The organism is Neorhizobium fuzhouense (genome assembly GCF_042611105.1).
Taxonomy (GTDB): domain Bacteria; phylum Pseudomonadota; class Alphaproteobacteria; order Rhizobiales; family Rhizobiaceae; genus Neorhizobium; species Neorhizobium galegae_A.
Map to the genome: position 1 here is coordinate 97,645 of NZ_JBHFFP010000012.1, position 23,178 is coordinate 120,822.

Annotated in this window: 25 protein-coding genes; 12 read left to right on the plus strand and 13 right to left on the minus strand. The window is 62.6% G+C overall.

Annotation, left to right across the window (positions count from 1 at the left end; all coding sequences use genetic code 11):
* Window positions 1-6: 6 nt before the first annotated feature.
* Window positions 7-495, minus strand: coding sequence for a GNAT family N-acetyltransferase (locus ACEXP3_RS19675; protein WP_377298741.1), 489 nt, complete (start codon window positions 493-495; stop codon window positions 7-9).
* 79 nt (window positions 496-574) lie between these two features.
* Here ACEXP3_RS19675 and ACEXP3_RS19680 point away from each other — a divergent pair, with 79 nt between their 5' ends.
* Complete coding sequence (locus tag ACEXP3_RS19680; RefSeq protein WP_377298742.1) at window positions 575-991, plus strand: hypothetical protein; 417 nt, start codon at window positions 575-577, stop codon at window positions 989-991.
* An 11-nt stretch (window positions 992-1,002) separates the two neighbouring features.
* On the opposite strand, the gene ACEXP3_RS19685 is transcribed toward ACEXP3_RS19680, so the two are convergent.
* The gene (locus tag ACEXP3_RS19685; protein WP_377298743.1) at window positions 1,003-2,133 is read right to left on the minus strand and encodes a DUF2336 domain-containing protein; all 1,131 of its coding nucleotides are present in this window, start codon (window positions 2,131-2,133) and stop codon (window positions 1,003-1,005) included.
* A gap of 240 nt (window positions 2,134-2,373) precedes the next feature.
* Between ACEXP3_RS19685 and ACEXP3_RS19690 the strand changes: the two genes are divergently transcribed.
* The gene (locus ACEXP3_RS19690; RefSeq protein ID WP_377298744.1) at window positions 2,374-2,976 is read left to right on the plus strand and encodes an aldolase/citrate lyase/malate synthase family protein; all 603 of its coding nucleotides are present in this window, start codon (window positions 2,374-2,376) and stop codon (window positions 2,974-2,976) included.
* Here the strand turns inward: ACEXP3_RS19690 and ACEXP3_RS19695 are convergent.
* Both ACEXP3_RS19695 and ACEXP3_RS19700 read right to left on the minus strand, forming a co-directional pair.
* The gene (locus ACEXP3_RS19695) at window positions 2,973-3,581 is read right to left on the minus strand and encodes a flavin reductase family protein (protein ID WP_377298745.1); all 609 of its coding nucleotides are present in this window, start codon (window positions 3,579-3,581) and stop codon (window positions 2,973-2,975) included. The genes ACEXP3_RS19690 and ACEXP3_RS19695 overlap by 4 nt on opposite strands.
* A complete protein-coding gene (locus tag ACEXP3_RS19700; protein ID WP_377298746.1) occupies window positions 3,581-4,168 on the minus strand; it encodes a nitroreductase family protein in 588 nt (195 codons plus the stop codon). The genes ACEXP3_RS19695 and ACEXP3_RS19700 overlap by 1 nt, the downstream gene beginning before the upstream one ends.
* 275 nt (window positions 4,169-4,443) lie before the next feature.
* On the opposite strand from ACEXP3_RS19700, the gene ACEXP3_RS19705 reads away from it, so the two are divergent.
* A complete protein-coding gene (locus ACEXP3_RS19705) occupies window positions 4,444-5,376 on the plus strand; it encodes an RgsD C-terminal domain-containing protein (RefSeq protein WP_377298886.1) in 933 nt (310 codons plus the stop codon).
* Between the two features lie 9 nt (window positions 5,377-5,385).
* On the opposite strand, the gene ACEXP3_RS19710 is transcribed toward ACEXP3_RS19705, so the two are convergent.
* The 5 genes from ACEXP3_RS19710 to ACEXP3_RS19730 form a co-directional block, all read right to left on the minus strand.
* Window positions 5,386-6,225, minus strand: a complete 840-nt coding sequence (locus ACEXP3_RS19710; protein WP_377298747.1) for a lysophospholipid acyltransferase family protein — start codon at window positions 6,223-6,225, stop codon at window positions 5,386-5,388.
* A gap of 109 nt (window positions 6,226-6,334) precedes the next feature.
* Window positions 6,335-8,356, minus strand: a complete 2,022-nt coding sequence (gene thrS / locus ACEXP3_RS19715) for a threonine--tRNA ligase (RefSeq protein WP_377298748.1) — start codon at window positions 8,354-8,356, stop codon at window positions 6,335-6,337.
* Window positions 8,357-8,476: 120 nt separating this feature from the next.
* Complete coding sequence (locus ACEXP3_RS19720) at window positions 8,477-8,902, minus strand: DUF2267 domain-containing protein (RefSeq protein ID WP_377298749.1); 426 nt, start codon at window positions 8,900-8,902, stop codon at window positions 8,477-8,479.
* 2 nt (window positions 8,903-8,904) lie between these two features.
* Window positions 8,905-9,291 carry a membrane protein insertion efficiency factor YidD gene (gene yidD / locus ACEXP3_RS19725; RefSeq protein ID WP_377298751.1) on the minus strand — a complete coding sequence of 129 codons (387 nt, stop codon included), beginning with the start codon at window positions 9,289-9,291 and terminating at the stop codon, window positions 8,905-8,907.
* A 5-nt stretch (window positions 9,292-9,296) separates the two neighbouring features.
* Window positions 9,297-9,743, minus strand: coding sequence for an iron-sulfur cluster assembly scaffold protein (locus ACEXP3_RS19730; protein WP_377298753.1), 447 nt, complete (start codon window positions 9,741-9,743; stop codon window positions 9,297-9,299).
* Between the two features lie 329 nt (window positions 9,744-10,072).
* Between ACEXP3_RS19730 and folE the strand changes: the two genes are divergently transcribed.
* The 3 genes from folE to ACEXP3_RS19745 all read left to right on the plus strand — a co-directional run bounded on the left by folE (window position 10,073) and on the right by ACEXP3_RS19745 (window position 12,235).
* The gene (gene folE, locus ACEXP3_RS19735) at window positions 10,073-10,681 is read left to right on the plus strand and encodes a GTP cyclohydrolase I FolE (protein WP_210105054.1); all 609 of its coding nucleotides are present in this window, start codon (window positions 10,073-10,075) and stop codon (window positions 10,679-10,681) included.
* 30 nt (window positions 10,682-10,711) lie between these two features.
* Window positions 10,712-11,167 (plus strand): phosphoribosyl-AMP cyclohydrolase, encoded by a 456-nt coding sequence (gene hisI / locus ACEXP3_RS19740; protein WP_210105053.1) that lies wholly within the window; start codon window positions 10,712-10,714, stop codon window positions 11,165-11,167.
* A gap of 111 nt (window positions 11,168-11,278) precedes the next feature.
* Complete coding sequence (locus ACEXP3_RS19745; protein WP_377298756.1) at window positions 11,279-12,235, plus strand: patatin-like phospholipase family protein; 957 nt, start codon at window positions 11,279-11,281, stop codon at window positions 12,233-12,235.
* 36 nt (window positions 12,236-12,271) lie between these two features.
* Here ACEXP3_RS19745 and ACEXP3_RS19750 read toward each other — a convergent pair whose 3' ends face one another.
* Together ACEXP3_RS19750 and ACEXP3_RS19755 are read right to left on the minus strand one after the other, a co-directional pair.
* Complete coding sequence (locus ACEXP3_RS19750; RefSeq protein ID WP_210105051.1) at window positions 12,272-12,706, minus strand: CBS domain-containing protein; 435 nt, start codon at window positions 12,704-12,706, stop codon at window positions 12,272-12,274.
* Window positions 12,707-12,838: 132 nt separating this feature from the next.
* The gene (locus tag ACEXP3_RS19755) at window positions 12,839-13,645 is read right to left on the minus strand and encodes a rhomboid family intramembrane serine protease (RefSeq protein ID WP_377298758.1); all 807 of its coding nucleotides are present in this window, start codon (window positions 13,643-13,645) and stop codon (window positions 12,839-12,841) included.
* Window positions 13,646-13,958: 313 nt separating this feature from the next.
* Here ACEXP3_RS19755 and ACEXP3_RS19760 point away from each other — a divergent pair, with 313 nt between their 5' ends.
* The 6 genes from ACEXP3_RS19760 (at window position 13,959) to ACEXP3_RS19785 (ending at window position 20,734) form a co-directional block, all read left to right on the plus strand.
* On the plus strand, window positions 13,959-15,896 hold the full coding sequence (locus ACEXP3_RS19760; protein WP_377298760.1) for an acid phosphatase: 1,938 nt from the start codon (window positions 13,959-13,961) through the stop codon (window positions 15,894-15,896).
* A 177-nt stretch (window positions 15,897-16,073) separates the two neighbouring features.
* A complete protein-coding gene (locus ACEXP3_RS19765; RefSeq protein ID WP_377298762.1) occupies window positions 16,074-16,619 on the plus strand; it encodes a PAS domain-containing protein in 546 nt (181 codons plus the stop codon).
* Between the two features lie 150 nt (window positions 16,620-16,769).
* Entirely contained in the window at window positions 16,770-17,375 is a 606-nt protein-coding gene (locus ACEXP3_RS19770) for a PilZ domain-containing protein (RefSeq protein ID WP_377298764.1), read from the plus strand.
* A 511-nt stretch (window positions 17,376-17,886) separates the two neighbouring features.
* Window positions 17,887-18,495: a transglutaminase-like cysteine peptidase gene (locus ACEXP3_RS19775; RefSeq protein ID WP_377298766.1), complete on the plus strand. Its 609-nt coding sequence runs from the start codon at window positions 17,887-17,889 to the stop codon at window positions 18,493-18,495.
* A 456-nt stretch (window positions 18,496-18,951) separates the two neighbouring features.
* On the plus strand, window positions 18,952-20,376 hold the full coding sequence (locus ACEXP3_RS19780) for a serine hydrolase (RefSeq protein ID WP_377298887.1): 1,425 nt from the start codon (window positions 18,952-18,954) through the stop codon (window positions 20,374-20,376).
* Between the two features lie 88 nt (window positions 20,377-20,464).
* Window positions 20,465-20,734 (plus strand): hypothetical protein, encoded by a 270-nt coding sequence (locus ACEXP3_RS19785; protein ID WP_210105044.1) that lies wholly within the window; start codon window positions 20,465-20,467, stop codon window positions 20,732-20,734.
* Between the two features lie 110 nt (window positions 20,735-20,844).
* Here ACEXP3_RS19785 and ACEXP3_RS19790 read toward each other — a convergent pair whose 3' ends face one another.
* Together ACEXP3_RS19790 and ACEXP3_RS19795 are read right to left on the minus strand one after the other, a co-directional pair.
* Complete coding sequence (locus ACEXP3_RS19790) at window positions 20,845-21,282, minus strand: DUF1489 family protein (RefSeq protein ID WP_210105043.1); 438 nt, start codon at window positions 21,280-21,282, stop codon at window positions 20,845-20,847.
* A 51-nt stretch (window positions 21,283-21,333) separates the two neighbouring features.
* On the minus strand, window positions 21,334-22,731 hold the full coding sequence (locus ACEXP3_RS19795; RefSeq protein WP_377298769.1) for an L-serine ammonia-lyase: 1,398 nt from the start codon (window positions 22,729-22,731) through the stop codon (window positions 21,334-21,336).
* Between the last annotated feature and the right edge of the window lie 447 nt (window positions 22,732-23,178).

Genomic DNA, 23,178 nt, shown 5'->3' on the forward strand with positions numbered 1-23,178 from the left:
CCGCTTTTAGTCCTTCTTGAGGATGTCCCCCGGCCGCAGTGTCTTTTCCATGAATAGGCTCAGCGGATCGGGGCGATAGCTGCCGAACGGTTCGATCTCGCTGTAACCGGCCTTGCGGTAGAGCCCGATGGCTTCCGGCTGGTAGATTCCGGTTTCCAGTCGCACAACGGAAATATCTTGGGCGACGGCTTCCTCTTCCAGTGCCGCAAGCAGCCGCTTGCCAAGCTTGAGGCCCCGTGCCGCATCATCCACATACATGCGCTTGATCTCGGCGGTGCCATCCTCATTGCGTACCAGCGAGGCGCATCCCAGCACCGTCTGCCCCTGGCGTGCGACAAAAAACGAGACCGTCGACAGTTCCAACTCTTCGAGCGGCAGCATATGATTGCTTTCGGCGGGATAGAGCGAAGCCATGTAGGTATTCGAGAGTTCCAGAAGCCGGATGACATCCGGTTGCCGGGGAGGTTCGCGCTCTATGGTGATGTCCTGCTGCATGCCTGCCTCATGATTTCTGCCTTAACGGCGTCACGATCCTCCTCATAACGGGAGGTCCCGCCCCTGCCAAGGATCTCCCATGCGCACCGCTCTTGTGATGATGACGATTCTGGGTTGCGACGACAGCGCGACGGACTGCCGCTATGTCGCAACGCTCGAACAACGCTGGCCGACGCTGGAGCTCTGCAACGCGGTTTCGGAGAAGGAACTGGCCGCCTTTGCCAATATCTCCTATCCGGTGGTGATTGCCGTTTGCCAGGATCCCAGCATCGTCAAAGCCGAAAAGGCGGTGCCCGCGCAAAAACCGGCCGCACCCCCACCGGCCGAGCCCGCCACGCCGCAGGAGCAGCGCGCACAGGAGGAAAATCTCGCAAGACAGGCTCTGGGCCGGGTGCGCGACATCCTTCCGAGCGGCGAGAGCGTGCGCAACCTCGTGCAAAGCCCGGTGCGCCTCATGGAAGACGGTTATTCCTGGGTGGCCCGCAAGCTGCGCTGAGCAGGACCCCGTCAGGCGGCAAGGGAGCGCGCAGCCGCGCGTGCACGCCGGCGATGGTCCAGATGGCCCATCTCCTCGACCAAGTCCAAAAGTTCATTGATCGGCGCGTTCGGGTCTGCCGGGCGCTCGACAGTCTCGGTCAGCATGTCGAACATGTCCGTGATCGGCTGGCCGCCGGACTTGCCGGCCTGATGGCGCCAGATCAGCGTCGCCTCAACGAAAAGCGGCGAGATGTCGCGGCCAAGGCCGGCTGATTCGTAGAGTGCCCGCAGACCATGGCTTCGGCCCGTGGCCATCACGGCGCGCACGCGGCCGTGCGACAGCCCACAGAGGTGCGTGATAGACGCGGCAAAGAGGTCGATGCGCCCGCTGACCAGCGCCTGCATCAGGAAGGTGGCGGTCAGTCGGCGATCGACGGCAAGATGGGCCGCAAGCCGCGCCACGTCCTCTTCTGTCGCGTGATCACACAGTTGCAGGGTCGCGGCATCCGCCGCCTGCCGTGTTACATGTGCCAGCCGCACCGGATCGATGAGGCGCGAGACGAAAGGATTGCTTGCCAAGGCTTCGCCGACATGCCGCACCAGCCGTTCGCGCGCTTCGGTAGGCAGATCGCTCCGCAAGAGAAGCTTGCCGCGGACCTGACCATGGCCCGCATGCCGGGCTGCGATGCGCAGCAGGCTGTAGCGCGTGAGGCAAGCCGTGTCGTTGTCGAGGAGCAGAAGGATCTCGCCGATCTCGCCGATTTCGGCAATTGCGGCGGCGGCACCGGCGCCGAGATGGGGGCGTGCGGCAATGAGGCCCCGAACCACGCGGCTGCCGCGCCCGACCAGATCCACGAGGTCGCGGTCGGTCAGAACGGGCGAAAGGGTTAGGATGTGACAGGCGATATCCGGCAGGTCTTCGGCAAGCGCCAGGATGAGGCTGCGCGGTGCGTGCGCTGCCGGCGCAAGCGTCTGCGCCAGCGTGCGGCGAACGCCTGCGGCCGGATCGTCCAGCAGATGGGTAAGCGCTGCAAGGGCGGGCCGGTAGCGGTCGTGGGCAGGCGAGAGCGTCAGGAAGGTGCTGGATAGTGCTGCGGCCGCCTTTTCCCGCTCACCGATACTGGCGTTTTCGGCCCATCGAAGGAAAGTCTGTACGATCACCGATGACGCGCCCCGAACATTAGGAGTAGTCTGCTGCAGACCTCTTCTTGAAGTTGAGGCTAGAGAGAAATGGTTTATGTTCCGTTCACCATGTCCCTTAACTTTTGACAGGGGGTTCCGCTGACCCAAGCGATCGTGCTGCCAAGCCATGCCGCCGTACCCCGCTGCTGGCAAAGACTGACGGCGGATGCCCTCCAGACGCTTTCGTCCTCCAGCCCCCGCAGACCTCTGGTGGATTGGATGGACCTGCACGGCCGCGCGTTGCCCCGAAAAGGCGAGCCGGTCGGCGAGCACAAAAGCCTCGCCGTTCTCCTGTCGCCGCTCACCGATGCAGGGATCGAGGACGCGATTCGCGCCGCCATGCGCTGGCATGCGCGCACCGTCATCCTGCCGCAGGTGACGCAAGCGGCCCTGTTGCAGCATCTGGATGTTTTGCTGACCGTGATCGAGGCGGAGGAAAACCTGCCCGGCCCGCCGCTTAGGATCGCAGCCTGTCCGGCCGACACGCCGGAAGGTGCCGCCTTCGTGCGCGATTTTCGCCGGATGAGCGCGCGGCTGGAGGCGCTGATCTGGGATGGTCCGGCCTTTTGCCGCGCCATGGGTCTTTCCTCGCCCCTGACCGCCGGCGAGGAACCGCAGACTCTGCGCACCGCGCGCAGCCTGTTCCTGATGTCCGCCAAGGCAGCCGGCGTCCTCGTCGTCGATACCGGGTCCAACATTGAGGATGCCGATGCCTTTGCCGCGGAATGTCGTTTTGCCAAGGAACAAGGCTTCGAGGCGATGATCGCCACCTCCCCCATGCAGGCAGAGGTTATCGACGAGGTGTTTGGCGTATCCGCCTAGCCTGCCGCCGGACGCTCGATCTGAAAGACGTCGGTGCCGCCATCGGCGTAGTCCATATAGCCCATGCGCGCGATGGGGCGGGCAAGGCCCATGTCGATGCGGCCGTTGCGGATGATCGATTCGCTGATGTGGATGGCGACCACCTGCCCGAAAACCATCACCTGCTCGCCTGTCGTTCCATCGAGCCCGATCGGCTGGATCACCTGCGTGACCCGGCATTCGAGCGCGGCATGCGCCTCCTCGACGAAGGGCGCATCGACCTCTTTGCCCATTTTCGCCGTCAGGCCGGCCAGTTCGAATTCATTGACGCCATAGGCGACCGGTGCCGATGAGGCATTCATCGGCCCTACGATGAAGCGGCTGACGAGGCTTGCGGTAAAGACGCCGGTTTCCTCGGCGTTCTGGGCGCTGTGCTTCCGGCCGCTCGAGGAAAACATGACGATCTTCGGCCGATCGGAAACGATGTTGAAGAAGGAATAGGGCGACAGGTTGAGCGAGCCGTCCCTGCCCTTCGTGCCGATCCAGCCGATCGGACGCGGCGCCACGATCGCCTTGAACGGATCGTGCGACAGGCCGTGGCGGTTTTCGTCGGTGGTGTAGAACATCAGTTCGTCTCCTCGCCGACCCAGGTGACGATCTCTGCAAGATCAGGCCGGGGGCGATCCGTCTGCGGAAAGGTGGTCGAGCCGATATAGAGGAAGCCCGCCACCTTCTCCTGCGGTGCAATGCCGAGCACGGACTTGGCCGCATCGTCATAGGCAACCCATTCCGACAGCCAGTTGGCGGCAAAGCCGTGCGCATTGGCGGCCATGAACAGGTTGAGGCAGACGGCACCGGCCGAAAGCTCCTGTTCCCAGACGGGGATCTTGAAGTGTTCGGCTGCCGTGCTGACGACCGCGATGACGACCGGCGCGCGGGCAAGCCGGGTCCGCTCGACCGCCTGCAGCTCCGCCGATAGATCGGGCGTCTTCGACAGCGCGATGTCGAGCAGCCGGGCGCCGAGCCGCAGCCTTTCCTCGCCGCGATAGACGATGAACCGCCAGGGCGCCAGCTTGCCATGGTCGGGAACGCGGGAGGCCAGTGTCAGGATGGAGGTGATGGCAGCGCGATCCGGCCCCGGATCGGTCATCTGCGGCGCCGGGATCGAGCGGCGGGTGGCAAGATAGTCGAACAATGTCTTTTCAGTGCTCATGGCAGACAGAAGATCCGTGTTTTGCCGGGCATGACCGATGGCCGAGCTGTCCGGCGGCTGTTGGTGGACGGGGTTTTTCCGCCCGGGACTTTTTCCGGGGCAAACTGCGCCGCTTGGCACGCCTTATGGCTGCAAAAGAAGCGCTAAGGTGTGCTAGGTCTTGAATTTGCCGTCTGGTTGGTCTTGAAGTGGCGGTTCATTCTCAAAGAGTCAACGGTCGCCACGGCATGAAATCATCTCCCTTCGCGGTCGCCTTTCTCGCAACGCTCCTTGTGATGACGGGCGCTGGCTTTGTCGTGCCCGGCCGGGCTCTGGCGGAAGACGCCTTCAAGACCTTCAAGCAGATGGACAGCACGGCGAAGATGCCGAAGCTGAATGCATTTTCGCCAAGTTCCGGCCGCGCCGCGCCGGTTGCCAAGGATGTGACGCTGCAGGCGACGCTGACGCCGAACGGCGAGACGATGAAGACCGGCCTCACCTGGCGCGTGTTCAGCCCCATTCCCGGGCCGGACGGCAAACTGCCTATGGTGGCGAGTTCCGAAGGCGGACCGGCCAATTTCATGCTGCCGCCCGGCGATTACTTCGTCAACGTCGCCTTCGGCCGCGCGGGCGTGACCAAAAAGCTGGAAGTGCCGGCCGAGGGGCCGGTTGAAAAGCAGACGCTGGTGCTCGATGCCGGCGGCTTCGTGCTGAATGCCGTTGCCGGAAGCCAGCAGCGCATTCCGGCCAACAAGCTGAAGTTTTCCGTCTATTCCGCCGATGTGCGCGAGGATGGCGAGCGCGGACTTGTGATGGCCAATGTGACGGCAGACACGATCGTCCGGCTGAATGCCGGGACCTACCACATCGTCTCCGAATACGGCGATATCAACGCGGTGGCGCGGGCCGATATCCAGGTCGAGGCCGGCAAGCTGACGGAGGCGACGCTGCAGCATCGCGCCGCCCAGATCACGCTGAAGCTCGTCTCGCAGCCCGGCGGCGAGGCGATTGCCGATACGGCCTGGTCGGTGCTCACCTCCGGCGGCGACGTGGTGAGCGAAAGCGTGCGCGCCTTCACGACGATGGTGCTGGCGGAAGGCGATTACACTGCCATTGCCCGCAACAAGGACAAGATCTACCAGCGTGACTTCACCGTCACCTCCGGACGCAATGCCGATGTGGAAGTGCTGATGCGCGAGCAGCAGGCGACCAATGTCGACGCCGACTGAGGTTTTCCCCTACCCCGTCTTGCGGAAGCGTGATCTCGGGATCTCGCGCATGACAAAGACGGCTTGATAAAGCTCAGCCAGAAGATCCTTCCGATCCGGAAAGGCCGCCATTTCCTCCCAGCTCCGCAGCGGCCCGATCTTGGCGTGGATCGACGTGCCCGACAGGCGCTTGAATTCGCGGATCAGCAGCGACAGCCGGAGCGTCAGCGAAATGCGGCTTGCCAGATGGAATAGCCGGCCGTTCTGGCCGTGGAAATAGACCGGGATGACATTGGCACGCGCCGCCTGGATGAGGCGCGCCGGAAACATCTTCCACGGCAGGTCTTCGGCGCGTCCGAAACCTTTCTTGGCTGTCGCCACACCGCCGGCCGGGAAGATGATGATGGTGACACCCTCCTTCAGGAGCCGCATCGCCTCCCGGCGCGTTTCCATGTTGATCGCCATCGCCTCGCGGGTCTCCTCGAAGCAGACCGGCAGCGCATAGGGCTGAAGCTCCGGCACTTTCAACAGTTCATTGTTGATCATCACGCGGAATGGACGGTTCAGCTGTTCGGCAAGGGACAGGATCGCGATGCCATCGCCAATGCCGAACGGATGGTTGGCAACGATGACCAGCGGCGCATCCGGCAGGTTTTGCGGCGGCCAGGTGCCCTCCACGTCGAGGCGGACATTGATGAGGTCGAGCATCCGGCCGAACACCCGGTCGGTGCCGACGGAAACATCATGGCGCCAGGCATCGTAGAGACGCACATAGCGGTTGCGGCCCGACAGGCCCTCGATGGAACGAATGACCCAGCGCTTCAGGCGTGGATCACGATCATTGGCGTATGACAATTCCTTGAAACGCAAGGGGCCTCTCCGGGCAGCGGCTTGATGCTGATGGCAGGATTATTGCATTTACATGACAGAATGCTGACAGCCCCTGCACCGGCGGGTACAGGGGCTGTCATGTCAGGCATTAGCTCTGTGCAGCAAGCCGCTTTGCAGCACGCCGCTTCAGGTCCGGCGGCGTTGCTTCTTCGCGCAGCGACGCGACGGCTTCATCGAGCGTCATCGAGGTTTGCGCCTGCGAGCCGAGGCGGCGGATGTTGACCGTGCGGTTTTCCGCTTCCTGGCGGCCGCAGACCACGATGACCGGCACCTTGGTGACGGAATGCTCGCGGACCTTGTAGTTGATCTTCTCGTTGCGGAAGTCGGTCTCGACGATGAGGCCCGCCTCGCGCAGCGTTTCGGCCACTTCGCGACCGTAGTCGTCGGCATCCGAGGTAATCGTTGCGACGACAACCTGCTGCGGCGCAAACCACAGCGGCATGTGGCCGGCAAAGTTCTCGATCAGGATGCCGAGAAAACGCTCCATCGAGCCGCAGATGGCGCGGTGGATCATCACCGGCTGCTTCTTTTCGGAATTCTGGTCGATATAGAAGGCGCCGAACCGTTCCGGCAGGTTGAAGTCCACCTGCGTCGTGCCGCACTGCCATTCACGGCCGATGGCATCTTTGAGCGTATATTCGAACTTCGGCCCGTAGAACGCGCCCTCGCCCGGCAGGATGCCGGTCTTGATCCGCCCGCCCGACTGCGCCTCGATCTCCTTCAGAACCTCCATCATCACGCTTTCGGCGCGATCCCAGAGGTCGTCGGTGCCCACGCGCTTTTCCGGCCGGGTGGACAGTTTCACCACCACTTCCTTGAAGCCGAAATCCTCGTAGACGGAGAGGATCAGGTCGTTGATGCGCAGGCATTCTGCCGCCATCTGCTCTTCGGTGCAGAACACATGCGCGTCGTCCTGCGTGAAGCCGCGCACGCGCATCAGTCCATGCAGCGCGCCGGAGGCTTCATAACGATGCACAAGGCCGAATTCAGCAAGGCGAACAGGCAATTCGCGATAGGATTTCAGCCCGTGCTTGAAGATCTGTACGTGACCGGGGCAGTTCATCGGCTTCAGGGCAAAGACGCGGTTGTCGGCTTCCTTGTCGTCCGCATGGGTGAAGGCATAGGCCGATTTCACCGCAAACATGTTTTCCTGATACCAGCCCCAGTGGCCGGACGTTTCCCAGAGCGAGGCATCGAGCACCTGCGGTGCATTGACCTCTTCATAGGTATTGGCAAGCCGGCGGCGCATATAGGCCGTCAGCGTCTGGAACATCCGCCAGCCCTTGCCGTGCCAGAAGACGACGCCGGGGCCCTCTTCCTGGAAATGGTAAAGATCCATTTCGCGGCCGAGTTTGCGGTGGTCGCGCTTTTCGGCTTCGGCGAGCACATGCAGATACTGGTCAAGCTCTTCCTGTGTGGCCCAGGCGGTGCCGTAGATGCGCGTCAGCATGGGGCGGGTGCTGTCGCCGCGCCAGTAGGCGCCGGCCACCTTCATCAGCTTGAAGGCCGTGCCGATCTGGCCGGTGGAGGCCATGTGCGGGCCGCGGCACAGGTCGAACCAGTCGCCCTGATAGTAGATCTTCAGGTCCTGGTCTTCCGGGATGGCATCGACCAGCTCGACCTTGTAGGCCTCGCCCTTGTCGGCAAACACATCGCGCGCCTTGTTGCGCGACCAGATTTCCCTGGTGAACGGCTTGTTGCGCTGGATGATTTCCTTCATCCGCTTTTCGATTTTTGGCAGATCTTCGGGCGTAAACGGCCAGTCCTCGCGGCTGTCCGGGTGGACGCGCTTGAAATCGTAATAAAAGCCGTTCTCGATCACCGGGCCGATGGTCACCTGCGTGCCGGGCCACAGTTCCTGCACGGCTTCCGCCATCACATGGGCGGCGTCGTGGCGGATGAGTTCCAGCGCGCGCGGATCGGTGCGGGTGACGATCTCGATCCGGCCATCGGTGACGGCGTCGGAGAGATCGCGCACAGTGCCGTCGATAGCGATGGCAACGGCCTTCTTGGCGAGCGATTTCGAAATGGATTCGGCGACCGCAAAGCCGGTCGTGCCGGGCTCATAGCTGCGGATCGAGCCATCGGGGAAGGTAAGGGAAACGGACACGCTTTTCTCCTGTTATCCAGTCCCGCCAACGAATGCGGGTGGTGATATCGGACCGCGCGATGCGGTCGCTTTTGACCCGCGCGTGATAGGTGAAAAACGCCTGCGCGTAAAGATCAACCGTCAGCCCGGCATTCCCCAAAAGGCGCGGGCACCTGGCGGCAAAGTGCCCAGAAACGCATCCAGCCGCGGCACATCGACATGGCGTCGGATGGCGCTGGTGACATCCTCGATAGCGCTTGGCGTCGAAAAATTGTGGTTGTGGCGCAGTGCCATCACCTCGTCCATCATCGCCGCCCGATCCAGAAAAGGCTTGAGCGGTTCGCGCGTATCCCAATCGCTGACGAAGATCGCGCGCAGCACTGCCGGCAGAAGATTGGCAAAGGCGATCGCCTGTTCCAGAGAGAGCCGGCGGCGAAACACCTGCAGCACGGCTTGCAGCATCGTGTAGCCCTGATGCCGGGTCTTCAGCAGCGAGATCGCCAAGAGGTCCTTCATGAAGGCTTCGAATTCGTCCGTGGCGTGGTGATATTCCATTGGTATCGGCATGGTCAGGCGGCTTTTCGGACAGCATTGCGATAGCGCCACGGCATCCACCAGCGTTGGTGGGAAGCCAGCGTTTCCGGCACCGGGTCGAGCCCGGACGACCCAAAGGGACCACAGCTTGAAAACCGTCTGGCCGTCATCCAGAAGCCGAACCACAGGCCGTGGCGGGCAACGGCTTCATAGCCGAATTCCGAACAGGTCGGAATATGGCGGCAGGAATTGCCGATGAAGCCGGAGAGCGTCAGTTGGTAGAGACGGATGAAGCCCATGCCGAGAAGACGGCCGGGCGTCTTTCGAAACGGCCCCTGCCAGTTGCGGCCGCGATGTCGTGTCTTGAGGTTCGGCCGCTGGTCGTCCTCGTCGTCCTCAAGCGCCTCGCAGTGCTGGCACATGGGGTTCAGCCCGCCATGGCCTGGGTTTTAGCCTCGATCTGATCGAGACAGTCGACGACGGCATCGAAGGTCAGCATGGTGGAGGCGTGGCGGGCCTTGTAGTCCTTCACCGGTTTCAGGATGCGCATCTCCTCGAACCGGCCCTCCGGTCCCTCGCCGCCCTCCTTCAGCATCGACAGCATCGCATCGCGCGCGGCCCGTACATCCCTGGCGCTCGCACCCACCACATGGCGGGCCATGACGGAAGACGAGGCCTGGCCAAGGGCACAGGCGCGCACCTGGTGGGAAAAATCGTCGATGACGCCGTCCTTCATCTTGACGAAGACGCGCACCTTCGAACCGCAGAGCTTTGAGTGCTTTTCCGATGTCGCATCGGCATCGTCCATCGCGCCGGTACGCTCGATATTGCCGGCGAGTTCGAGGATTCGGCTATTGTAGATATCGTCCATCATTCTCTCTCGCGGCTTGCCGGCTTTTGTCTCACGCTCACGCAGCGCTTGTCAGCGCCAGGTCTGCATGCGGATCGCGAACGGATTGTCTATGGTCCGGTGCTGGTCGCGCAGCCTTCCCGACTATATATGATGATCGAAGCCATACGCATCAAGGCGGAAAGTTTTGCCGAAATGCCGTGAGAAAGCGGTAGGCTTTATCTTGTAAAAACCGATCCGTCAGGCCAGAAAGCCCGTAATGCCAGATTGGTACCGGACTTTGAGACAACCGGAAACGCCAGCCGACAGGCTTTGGTCAGGTGCGGCCTTGAACCGCATCAGGAGACGAGAAGATGGACGCCATCGTGAAAAATTTCCCCGCCGGCAACAGCGAGGCTCGCCCCACCCAGCAGGAGGCCGAGGACGCCGTGCGCCTTCTGTTGCGCTGGGCCGGCGACGATCCGAGCCGCGAAGGCCTGATCGATACGCCCCGGCGCGTTGCAAAATCCTATCGCGAGCTGTTCAGCGGTTATGGCGAGGATCCGCACGAGGTGCTTGGCCGCACATTCGAAGAAGTGGCGGGCTATGACGATATCGTGTTGGTGCGCGATATTCCGTTCTATTCCCATTGCGAACATCACATGGTGCCGATCATCGGCAAGGCGCATGTCGCCTATCTGCCGAAGGGCCGTGTGCTGGGGCTTTCCAAGATCGCCCGGCTGGTCGAGGTGTTTGGCAGGCGCCTGCAGACGCAGGAGGCGATGACCGCACAGATCGCCCATGCCATCCAGTCGGTGCTGGAGCCGCGCGGTGTGGCGGTCATGATCGATGCCGAGCATCTGTGCATGTCGATGCGCGGCATCCAGAAGCAGGGTTCCTCGACGCTCACCACCACCTTTACCGGCGACTACCAGAACAATGCCGCCGAGCAGGCGCGTTTCCTCACCATGATCCGGCGCTAGCGCGCGCCGGTCAGTTTCAGAGTATCCATCATGACGATCGAATTTGAAGCGGCGCCGCGCGACAAGGCGGCGCTGGAAGACAAGGGCCCGTTTACCCCGCGTTTTGACGAGGCCGGCCTCGTCACCGCCATCGTCACCGACATCCGTGACGGCCATCTGCTGATGGTGGCGCACATGAACCGGGACGCGCTGGCGCTGACCATCGAAACCGGCATCGCCCATTATTACAGCCGCTCGCGGGCAAAGATCTGGAAGAAGGGCGAAACCTCCGGCAATCTGCAGAGCGTGGTCGAGCTTCTGACCGATTGCGATCAGGATGCCGTCTGGCTGAAGGTGTCGGTGGCAGGTCATGATGCGAGCTGCCACACGGGGCGTCGGTCCTGCTTCTACCGCGCGGTGACGCTGGTTGACGGTCAGCCGCAGCTGCACATCACCGACACAGACCGACATTTTGATCCTGAAACGGTGTATCACGACGGACATTAGTCAAAGTCGTTTACGACCGCTTCCATTTGGCCATAACATCAACGAATTCTCAACCGAAACCGGCGCTAGATGAACGTCCGGGGGATGTTCAGCTGAAGGACGGATGCAGGCATGCTGAACTGGGGTTGGAATCGCGGCGATGTGCCGGCAGCAAACGCGGAGGGAAGTGCAAAGGCGCCCGCCGCGCTCGTTTCCCCTGAACGGCCGGTGCGCAAGGCAAAGCTTGCACTGGCGCTGGGCGGCGGGGCTGCGCGCGGCTGGGCTCATATCGGTGTGCTGCGCGCGCTCGAAGAGGAAAATATCGAGATCGGCATGATCGCGGGCACCTCGATCGGTGCGCTGGTCGGCGGTTGCTATCTGGCCGGCAAGCTGGATGCACTGGAAACATTTGCCCGCTCGCTTACCGTCCGGCGCATTGCCGGTCTTCTCGATCTGACGATCGGCGGCGGCGGGCTGTTCGGTGGCCTGCGGCTCACCAAACGCATGCAGGAGGATCTCGAGGATATCGCGATCGAAAACCTCGACCGGCCCTTCGTTGCCGTCTCGACCGAACTCAATACCGGCCATGAAGTGTGGATCACCAGCGGTTCGCTGATCACCGGCATGCGCGCCTCCTATGCCCTGCCCGGCATTTTCGAGCCGGTGAAATGCAACAACCGCACGCTGGTCGATGGGGCGCTGGTGAACCCGGTGCCGACATCCGTCTGCCGCGCCTACGAGCAGCCGCTCGTGGTGGCGGTCAACCTGAACTACGATATTTTCGGCCGCTCGGCCGTGGTCAAGCACAATGCCAGCGTGATGCCTGTGGTCGAAGGTCAGCACACTAAGGTGCGGGAGGCGCGGATCGGTGTGACCAGCGTCATGGTGCAGGCCTTCAACATTATCCAGGAGAGGATTTCGCGGGCGCGGCTGGCGGGTGATCCGCCGGATCTGGCGCTGCATCCGCGCCTGAGCGATATCGGGCTGTCCGAATTCCACCGGGCCGGCGAAGCCATTGATCGCGGCTATACCGAAACCAAGGCCCGAATCGCTGAACTGAAGCGCATGCAGGACGTGTTTGCCAGCTGACGGCCGCTTCCTCGCAGCCGTCAGCCCCAGGATGCCTCAGCCGGCGATATAGGCCATCATGTGTTCGCTTTCGGCTTCCACCTCGCGAATGCGTGCTTTCACCACATCGCCGATCGAGATGATGCCGATCAGCTTGCCGCTCTCTTCCACGGGGACATGCCGGAAGCGGCCGGTGCTCATGATTTCCATCAGTTCGTTGAGACTGGTCTCTTCGCGACAGCGGATGACATTGGCCGTCATGCCGGATGAAACCGGCTTTTCCAACCCGGCAGCCCCATCTTGCGCCACGACGCGGACCAGATCGCGTTCGGTGAAGATGCCGGCAATGCGGCCTTCAAGGCTCGTGATGACGGCGGCACCAATTTTATGTTCGGCCAGAATGGCAGCCACCTCGGCCACCGTCTTCTCCCGTCCGACGGAGATGACGTCGCGACCCTTGGTATCCAGAATGTTCTTGACGGAGACAGGCATCAATTCCTCCTATTGACTGTGTCTGGATGCGCCCTCGACCAAACTCCCCACACGACACGGCACACCCACACAGGAATGGTGCGCCTGCTTCCGCCGCTTTGCAACCGCCAAGCGGGCCCTTACAGGCTTTTGTTAAGCAACTTCTTTTTCACTCACCAGCGGATCGAAGAGGCCAAACAGCAGGTAGCCGAAAAGGAAGCCGCCGATATGCGCGTCCCAGGCAATGGCGCCTGAGTCCGAGCCGACCAGCGGCATGCCGACGGCAACCAGGACGTTGCCGAGGAACCAGACCACGGTAAACACCAGCACCGTACGGTTCTTCATCGCCGTCACAATGCCCTGGCGCGGCAAGAAATGCGACGAATCGCGCCGCATGCCGCCGCCATGCCGTGGAAAGGCGAAGCGGCAGGCCGCGCCCATCAGCGCCGACACCACGCCGGAGGCACCGATGAGGAGCGTTTCCTGGCCCCAGTTGAGGGCCGCGTGGAAAAAGGCGGCTGCGGCAGCCGAACAGATCCAGAAGGCAAGATAGCGCACGGTGCCGATCCGGCGCAGCACCGGCGCGCCGAAGGCCGTCAGCCACAGGCCGTTGAAGATCAGGTGTTCCAGACTGCCGTGCAGCAGCGAATAGGTGACCGGCGTCCACAGCCATTCCAGACCCTGGTCGGTCAGCGGATAGACATAGCGCAGCGGCGTAAAGGCCAGTTCGAACAGCACGATGTCGCGCCACTGGTCACTGAGCAGATAGGCGTCCACAAGATAGAGCACGACCAGCAGGCCAAGCGTCAGGACGAGTGGTCCCGGCAGGTTGAAGATCGGCTGCGAGGCGGCCCGCGGTCTTTGTATGCCCGGCACCGACGTCTGGACGCCCGGCGACCGGACCGTTTCCTCCCGCCGTGGCTGTTCGCCTGAGCCTGGTGCGTTGGGCGAATCGTCCATCGGTGCATCCTTCGCGTTTTCGATCCCCGACATATAGGCGTGTCACCGACCGAGGGAAAGATGAACCGGGGAAAGATGACCTTGCGCCTGGAGGGACCACGCCGATCGCCGGGAACAAGGACAGGGGTGAAAATATAACTCCTGCTCCGCTTGTAAGAAAACTGTTGCACGCATGGACTAAAGGCGGAGCGCGCGATGCCGGCGCCCGAACGCTGCATCTCTTGTTCGTCCACCGTTTACAACGTCCCGGACAGGATCGACAGCACGGCGACTGCCGGTGCCGGCATGTCCTGCTCCAGAAAGGCCCTCCGCCATGCGTGCTTTTGTCCCTGCCCGCCCGACCGCCGCCCTCACCGTTCTGCTCCTCCTGTCGAGCGCCCTGACGCCGGCCTTTGCCGATACTCTGGTTCTGCCGCCGGCACCGGCGGGCCTTGGCCATGCAGACAGCGCGCCTGCGCCCGCCGGCATCCCGGCCTATGTCGATACCGGCGCCAGTAACCAGCGTGGCGATGCCTGCCTTTCGACGCTTGAAACCAATGCCGGGGTGCGGCTTCTCTCCGGCTTCCTGGAGATCTGGACACCGCGCACGCCTTTCGTCGATGCCGATCAGGATGCACCGGCAAAAGACGGCTGCGCCGCCGTCACCAAATCCGATTGGGACGGCCTGCCGCGCAGTGCAACCGATGGCACGATGAAGAACCCTGCGGTGCATGCCGCAAACCTTGCCTATGTCATCCGCACCACGGCCGCCAACACGCCTGAGGACGATCTCGAAGCCTATCTGGATGACCGCCGCGGCAAGAGCGTCAGCATCACCGACGGGCTTGGGCCGCTGGCTGACGCCTGGCGCAAGGGCGCACAGCAGACGACGACGGTGACTGACATGCCCGCCGATGCGACGAGCGTCAAATATGATGACAAGGGCAACAATCGCGGTGTCGGCAGCAAGGATGGCAATGCGGTGATGGGCAAGGCCGTGGATCTGGTCGAAGCCGGCAGCAAGGATGGCTCCACCGAGCCCGCCAAGCGCTATTACAAATATGCCCGTCCCTATCGCTGGAGCGAGGAGGTGCGGGTCGTGCCGCAGCTGGAGCCGGCCAAGAGCACCAAGCCCGCCGGCGACGGCGGCTTTCCGAGCGGTCACACCGCCGAAGCCTGGCGCGATGCGCTGGTGATGGCCTATCTGGTGCCGCAGCGTTACCAGGAAATGGTCACTCGCGCCGTGCGCATGGGCGAGAACCGCATCCGCGCCGGCATGCACCAGCCCTTCGACGTGATCGGTGGGCGCATGCAGGCTACGGCCGTTGTCGCCTATAACCTCAACCGCGCCGACTATGCCGGCCTGAAAGCGGAGGCCTATCAGCAGACCCAGAGTTTTCTGGCAACCGATACCGGTGCTGCAGGCTTTGACGGGCTGATGGCTCTTGCCCATTCGGCGCCCGCTGGCACCGATCCCTTTGCTGACCGGGCCGCAAACGCTGACTTCGTTACGCCACGCTTCAGCTATGGCCTGCCGAAGATCTCCGCTGGCGATGCCGCCGCTGTGGTACCGAAGGGTGCCGAAGTCCTGCTTGAAACGCGGCTTCCCTATCTCGATGCAGCCCAGCGCCGGCTTGTCCTGAAGAGTACGGCGCTTCCCGCCGGCTACCCGATCATGAGCGATGCGGAAGGCTGGGGCCGCTTGAACCTCTTTGCCGCTGCCGATGGCTTTGCAGCCTTTGACGGCGACGTGACGGTCACCATGGATGCGGCAAAGGGCGGCTTCAACACGGCCGACAGTTGGAAGAACGATATTGCCGGTGAAGGCCGACTGGTGAAGACGGGCAGCGGCAGCCTGACGCTTTCGGGCATTAACAGCTTTTCCGGCGGCGTGATCGTCGAAGACGGAACGCTTGTTGCCAAATCCTCGCGCGCATTCGGCACGGGCGATCTTTACATCTCCGGTGGCCGGGTCGTGGTCGCCGACGCGCATCCTGCCGTTTCGGGCAACCTCGTCCTGCGCCGCGCCGGTGGGCTTGATGTTGCCCTGTCCGGCAAGGATGGCGGCATCACCGTCGCAAAGAGTGTTGCCGTCGAAGGCGGAACGCTGCGGGTCAGCCTTGCCGCAGGCTATACGCCGTCTGTCGGCGACGAGCTTTCGCTCATCCGCTCCGACAGCTTCAACGGGACGTTCGAGGCGATCGTGCTTGAAGGACATGACACGGTTCCCGTCTATGGCAAGACCGGGCTTTCGCTGCGCATCACGAAATAAGCTTTCGGCCATCGGCCAGAAAGAGACACCGGGCGGCCCGCATTTTGCGGGCCGTTTCCATTGCGTCGGCCCTCTCTTTCCACCCTCTGGTCGCCGCTCCCCCCATGTTGGCACGATTTTCGCTCCTGATATCCATATCGCGCAAAAAGCGCCGCGGACGGGATTGAAACGAAACACATGGTGTCAATGCGAAACGAGCGCAGCAAGGAAGTCTTCAGCTATTGGGACAGCTTGCGTCTGGGAGAGCCGGCGCCGAAGCGTGCGCAGGTCAATCCCGCAGAACTGCGCCATCGTCTTTCCGATCTATTTATCCTCGACCAGGAGGGCGAAAGCCTGAACTTTCGACTGGCGGGCACGCGCATCTGCGACCTCTTCGACAGGGAGCTTCGGGGAAACCCGTTCGAGGTGTTGTGGGATGGTCCCTCACGGGCCGTCGCCAACCGTGCGGCTCAGCTTTCGCTTCGCACCGAACGGCCGGTGGTGATGACCCTCTCGGTTGCGGCTTGCCCCGATTATCCGATTTTCGAGACACTGTTGCTGCCGTTGCGATCCGGCGCCGGCCGCGCCGACCGGTTGCTGGCAAGCCTCCTGCCGCTCGGACGGTTGCCGACGCTGCGGCCGCTGGCGCTGGGCGCCTTTCGTGTCGACCATTGGCAGCTGATCGACATGCTGGCGCTGGCAGAGAAACTGGAGGCAATGGCTTCCGCGGATCGTCGTCAGTAAGCCCTCCTCGACCAGCCTTGTCCGACCCCGGCCAGCACACGTAACGGCTGCCGAACGCTGCCGGTTTTCGCAGGCCCCCGGAACCATATGTTAACCGCCCCGGCTGTATCGATGGCATGTTGCGCCAGACGAAACCTGCGAAGGACGGTGATGTTCACGTTCCGGAACGCCCCATCTCAGAGCCGCCCGATGCCGATGCACGGTTTCCAGCGTGTCTCGGTCAATATGCCGGGCCGCCTGATGCTGGACAGTCACGAGGAATATCCCTGCACCGTCACCGAAATGTCGCCGGGCGATGTGGTCATCACCTGCGTTGGCGCCCCTGTCGAAGGCGAGCGCATTATCGCCTATATCGATCATCTCGGCCGGCTTGAAGGCAAGGTGCTGGAGCTGAACAATACCGGCTTCGTCATGTCGGTCATTGCCACCGGCCGCAAGCGCGAGAAACTGGCCGCCCAGTTGATCTGGCTTGCCAACCGCCATGAACTCGGCCTGCCGGAAGACCGCCGTCACGATCGCCTGAGCCCGCGCGTCACGCGCGCAGAACTGACACTGGAAGATGGCAGTCGCCATCCGTGCCGTCTGGTCGACCTGTCGCTGTCGGGCGCGGCCATCGATATCGAGATGCGGCCGAAGATCGGCAGCCCGGTGATGCTCAATCACCTGCGTGGTCGCGTCGTGCGCCATTTCGCCGAAGGCGTGGCCATCGAATTCGCAAGCATCCAGACCCGCGAAAGCCTCCGGGCCTTTCTCTGATCCTTCCGCCGTTTCCGGATGAGGCGAAAGGTGCCTGCGCCATGCGTTGCGCCCGCACCGATGCGTTACACATCCATCGTGTCTGCGATCTCTCGCCCCGATGCCGGCCACCCGGCACCCTCCTCAGCGAAAAAAATCCTGTTCCGGCACATTTTTTTGAGGGTCGATGACGGCCTCGATGACCGCAAAAGCCGATCTCATGGACCGTGCATTCATGGGCGTTGCCGGCTCCAGACGGAGCCAAGTCCACCAAAAACCGCCGCTGGTGCCGTCGCCGCAACGCCGGGCTTGATCAAAAACTGCAAGTGCTTAGCGGGAAAAGGATCGAATTTTATTGAATTCCATCCCGGTTTTTACCAGATCCACTGTCCTGGCTGCGGTTCCCGGTCGATAAAACTTTAGCCGAATTCGAGATAAGTTTGATTAAAACAAGCATCTGATTCGACTACGTAATTTCGTCCAAGATCAAGACGGCGGTGCCATCATCCTCCTGTCCAAGGAGAGAATGTGCATGTCGTACACAAAGATCATCGGCGCGGGTTTTGTCGCCCTTTGCCTGACCTTCCTGTCCACACAGGCCGCCTTAGCCTTCGCCGGATCCATGCGCATCACCGGCAAGGCCAATCCCCCGATTGGCCATTATGAATTCTGCCAAAGCAATCCGGGCGAATGCTCGGTGCGCACGGCCGACACCGGTCCGCTGACGCTCACCGAAGAGCGCTGGCGCACGATCCTTGAGGTCAACTATACGGTCAACACTGAGATTGCCCCGATGACCGACCAGGAGATCTATGGTGTCGAGGAGCGCTGGGCCTATCCGACGACGGTCGGCGATTGCGAGGATTTCGCCCTCTTGAAGCGCAAGATGCTGATCAACCAGGGCTTCAACCCCTCCAACCTCCTGATGACCGTCGTGCTGCAGCCGAATGGCGAAGGTCATGCCGTTCTGACGGTGCGCACCGATCGCGGCGACTTCGTGCTCGACAACATGCGCAACAAGGTCATGCTCTGGTCCGAGACCGAATATACCTTCCTCAAGCGTCAGGCGACGGACAATCCCGCCAACTGGGTCAAGCTGCAGGATGGCCGCGCGACAGCCGTGAGCAGTGTCCATCGCTGAGACTCCTTCCCGGCCGAATTCATTCATCAAGGGCTTGCCGTATCGCGGCGGGCCCTTTTCATTTTGGGCGCCGCTTTTGCTCTTCGGTGGAAAGACAGGTACTGGAGGCGGTGCGCGCGCCGCCGCGAGTCCTTCTTCCCTGTGAAGACTGTGTATTTCCAACGTTTATCAGGACATCATCATATTGAGGCCGCTATTGCCGTCTCTGACGGGGCGCAGAGCGACGGCCATCGGACATGGTCGATAAAACGGACGCGAAAATCCTAATCCTCTGTTCATCATAAACCACTTGGTAACGCTAGCCACCTAAAGTGGCCGGAACGGATGCTGAGGGGGCGCCCGGAAATAACAACTGAAATGCAATGAGTGAGTGCAGCCGTGCTGAATGACGTCAACACAACATCCTTCTCGAAGGATGGTGCCTCGATTTTCAACAAGGTCGTTGGTTTTCTCCTTATGATCATTGCGGTGCTGGCATTTGGGCTTGAGCCAGCTGCCGCCAACCCGAAATATGCCGGCATCGTCGTCGATGCCAAGACGGGCAAGGTTCTGTACAGCGAGGATCCCGATTCGCTGCGCTACCCGGCGTCGCTCACCAAGATGATGACGCTCTATCTCACCTTCGAAGCGCTGGAGGCCGGCCGGCTTTCGCTTGATTCGAAGGTGCCGGTATCCGCGCATGCCGCGGCCGAGCCGCCCTCGAAGCTTGGCGTGCGCGCCGGCGGTTCCGTTACCGTCGAGCAGGCCATTCTTGCCCTCGTCACCCGGTCCGCCAACGACATGGCAACGGCGCTCGGCGAGCAGATCGGTGGCTCTGAAGCCCGGTTTGCCCAGATGATGACGAGCAAGGCCCGCGCGCTCGGCATGACCCGTACCACCTATCGCAACGCCAACGGCCTGCCGAACACCGCGCAGATGACGACGGCGCGCGATCAGGCCCGTCTCGGCATCGCGCTGCGTCAGCACTTTCCGCAGTATTACGGCTATTTCTCCACGCGCGTCTTCAAGTTCGGCAACCAGACCATCGGCAATCATAACCGCCTGGTCGGCAATGTGCCGGGCGTCGACGGCATCAAGACGGGCTATACGCGTGCGGCCGGCTTCAACCTCACGACTTCCGCCCAGCTCAACGGCCGCTCCATCGTCGGCGTCGTTCTCGGCGGATCGAGTACCGCCTGGCGCGATGCGCAGATGCGCAAGCTCGTGGCAACCTACCTGCCAAAGGCCTCGCAGGGCGGCAACAGCAACCTGATCGCCCAGACGCGCAGCGTTGCCCCGCCGGCCGAAGCCGCCGTCCCCGTTCCGGTGCGCACCTCCCGTTCGCCGGCTGTCGCTGCCGCCACCGAAACGGTCGCCTCGCTCGATCTGCCGAATGCCGGCCCGATGCCGTCCGATCGCCAGAGCGAGAAGATGCCGGGGGCTGCTGCCTATGCCGCAGAGCCGAAGGCCCGCAGCGCCGCAGACGCCGTCACGGCTGCGATGACCCGCGCGCCGGTCACCGCACCGGTTCAAGCCACCGGCTATGCGCCGCAGGTGGCCTCCCGCGACGAAAGCCCGGTCGAGACCGATTCCGTCACCACCGCCTCCACGCGCCCGTCGTCTGAAAAGACCGCGTCGGTTGCCAAGGCGGCGCCGGAAGGCTGGGTCGTGCAGATCGGCGTGTCGCCTGACCGCGACCGTGCCATGGACCTTCTCGAAACGGCCCGCGGCAAGGCAGGCCCTGCCCTTCGCTCTGCCAAGCCGTTCGCCGTTGCCGTCAATACCAATGGCAGCCAGATCTATCGCGCCCGCTTCGGCGGCTTCGATGATCAGAAATCTGCCGTCAATGCCTGCAATGCCTTGAAGAAGAAGGGCGTCCAGTGCTGGGCGTCGCAGCAGTAATACAATGTGTCGGGCCGGTTCCGCCGGCCCTGCATGGCGGCTAAACCCGCACCCCACACCCTCGATTGTTTTGCGTTACGAGGTCGTTATGGCGATGAATGAGAATAACATCGAATTCCATCTGCCCCCGGGCAGCAAGGGAAAGCTGATGCAGGGTGCACTCCACCCGCTGCATGAAGCCGCGATGCGGCTGGCGAGCATCGGCATCACCAAGCCGAAGGAGCGGACGCGTGATCTCGTCGGCCTGCTTTTGTGCCACGGCGCCCGCGCCTGGCGCCATTCGCAGCCGGAAGCGCAGATCCATCTGCACGTATCATCCCGCTCGGGCCGCGCGCCGGTTCACATCAAGCTGCGCTGACCGTGTCCTGAAACGTCAGAGCCCGCTCACGGCCATTTCGGCCTTGGGCGGGCTCTTTGCATGAGAGGAAAGCTTGCGGGTTACGTGCGGCAGGGAACGCGCAAAGCTGGTCAGAGCAGGCCGAGTTCCGTCAGTTCCCGCCGCAGATCTTCCGGCATGGCGGCAACATCTTCGCCAAGGGTGCCGAGATCGCGCGGCACATCCTCCGGCTTCAGGTAGCGCCAGCCCTGGAAGGGCCGCTTCGGCTGCGTCGCCGTCTCGATGACTTCCGGCGCCAGCACCAGGTTGCAGCGGGAAATGCCGTCGCCGCCGGTGAAGGTGGTGATGTCGAGAAGCACCTGGCGGGCCGCGACCTGCCCCTTGATCACCCAGTAGAGCGATCCGCCGTCCAGCAGTTCATCGAGCCGCTTCGGCACCATGCGGGTGGTGTGCGTGGTGTGCGGCTGAAGTCCGGCGGCCATGGCCGACAGCGCCCGTTCCGCCACCCACTCGCGCAGGTCCTGAATTGAATCTGCGCCGACGCAGAGTTTGATGAGATGGAGTGCCATGACCCGCTTGAAACCCGTAACCGCCGCCTCGTCAAGTCCCAGCAGGCGGCATCAGCACTCGACGACGTTGACGGCAAGGCCGCCCGTCGAGGTTTCCTTGTATTTCTCGCTCATGTCATGACCGGTCTGGCGCATGGTTTCAATCGCGGCATCGAGCGGCACGAAATGTGAGCCGTCCCCCTTCAGCGCCAGCGAGGCGGCGGTGACGGCCTTGACGGCGCCCAGCGCATTGCGTTCGATGCAGGGCACCTGCACGAGGCCCGCGACCGGATCGCAGGTCATGCCGAGATGATGCTCCAGCGCAATTTCGGCGGCATTCTCGATCTGTTCGGGTGATCCGTCCATGACGGCGGCAAGGCCTGCGGCCGCCATCGCCGCGGCAGAGCCCACCTCGCCCTGACAGCCCACTTCGGCGCCGGAAATCGACGCATTGTGCTTGATGATGCCGCCGATGGCGGCAGCCGTCAGCAGGAAGGTCCGGATGTCCTCGGTGGTGGCCGTTTCATGGAAGTGCAGGAAATAGCGGATGGTGGCCGGAATGACGCCGGCCGCTCCATTGGTCGGGGCGGTCACCACGCGTCCGCCGCCGGCATTTTCCTCGTTGACGGCCATGGCATAGACCGACAGCCAGTCATTGGCGAGAAGCGGGTTCATCCGGTTGCTGCGCCATTCGGCATTCAGCTTGTCATGGATGGATTTCGCCCGCCGCCTGACCTTCAGTCCGCCGGGCATGATGCCATCCACCTTGAGGCCGCGGTCGATGCAGCTTGCCATGGCAGCCCAGATCCGGTCGAGGCCGGCGTCCAGATCTTCACCACTCATCTTGGTCAGTTCGTTGGCGCGCTTCATCTGGGCGATGCTGAGACCGGAGCCGCGCGCCATGTCGAGCATCTGGCGGGCGGAGGCGAAGGGATACGGAACCTTGTCGAGCGAGGGCGTCTTTGGCCCGCGCATGGCCTCAAGTTCCGTATCGGTGACGACGAAGCCGCCGCCGATGGAATAATAGATGCGCTTGACCAGCAGGCGGTCCTGCTTGTCGAAGGCGGAAAAGCTCATGCCGTTGGCATGGCCGGACAGAGGCTGCTTGCGGTCGAAGACGAGATCCGTTTCCGGCTGGAAGGCGTAAGGCGGATGACCGGGTGGCGTGACGCGGCCTGTGCGGTCCACCTCCGCCAGGATTTCCTCCATCCGATCGGGATCGACGCGGTCGGGCGCCTCTCCCATCAATCCGAGGATCACCGCCCTTCCCGTGCCATGGCCGATCCCGGTATAGGCCAGCGAGCCATGCAGGCTGACCTTCAGGCGCGTGACGGCCGCCCCGGACGGGCGGGGCCAGTCATCCGACAGAAGAAGATCCAGAAACCGGTTGGCGGCCGACATCGGCCCCATGGTGTGGGAACTGGAGGGGCCGACGCCGATCTTGAACACATCGAATACGGAGAGGAACATGAACTCGGGACCCTTCGGGCTTGCGTGTCATCAAGAGCGCAGCCTAACCTTCGTCATGGCACGATTGCGGCGGCCTGCCGACACGCAGTGGAACGGATGCGACAGGAAGCGTCCGATGTCGGCAGCTTGCGTGTCCATCACGGGCCGGATAAGAAAGAGCGACGTTCGATCAGATGCGTCCGAAGATATAGGCCAGTGCCAGGAGGGCGGCAAATCCGGCAAGCGCCTTGAGTGTCACGCCCCAGCAGGATTTCTGAACGCTGTCTTCCATGAAGTCTCCATTGCGGGCGCACGCTCACCGTGGCCCCAAGCGTTTAACCGTATATTAACGGCGTTCACATTTCGCAACGGTGAAAAATGCATGGCTCCTGCGTTTTGAGCACGGGGCCGGGGTCATCCACCGGATACGTCGCCGGATGGTGCAGTCAGTGTGCGCGGCTTGGCAGA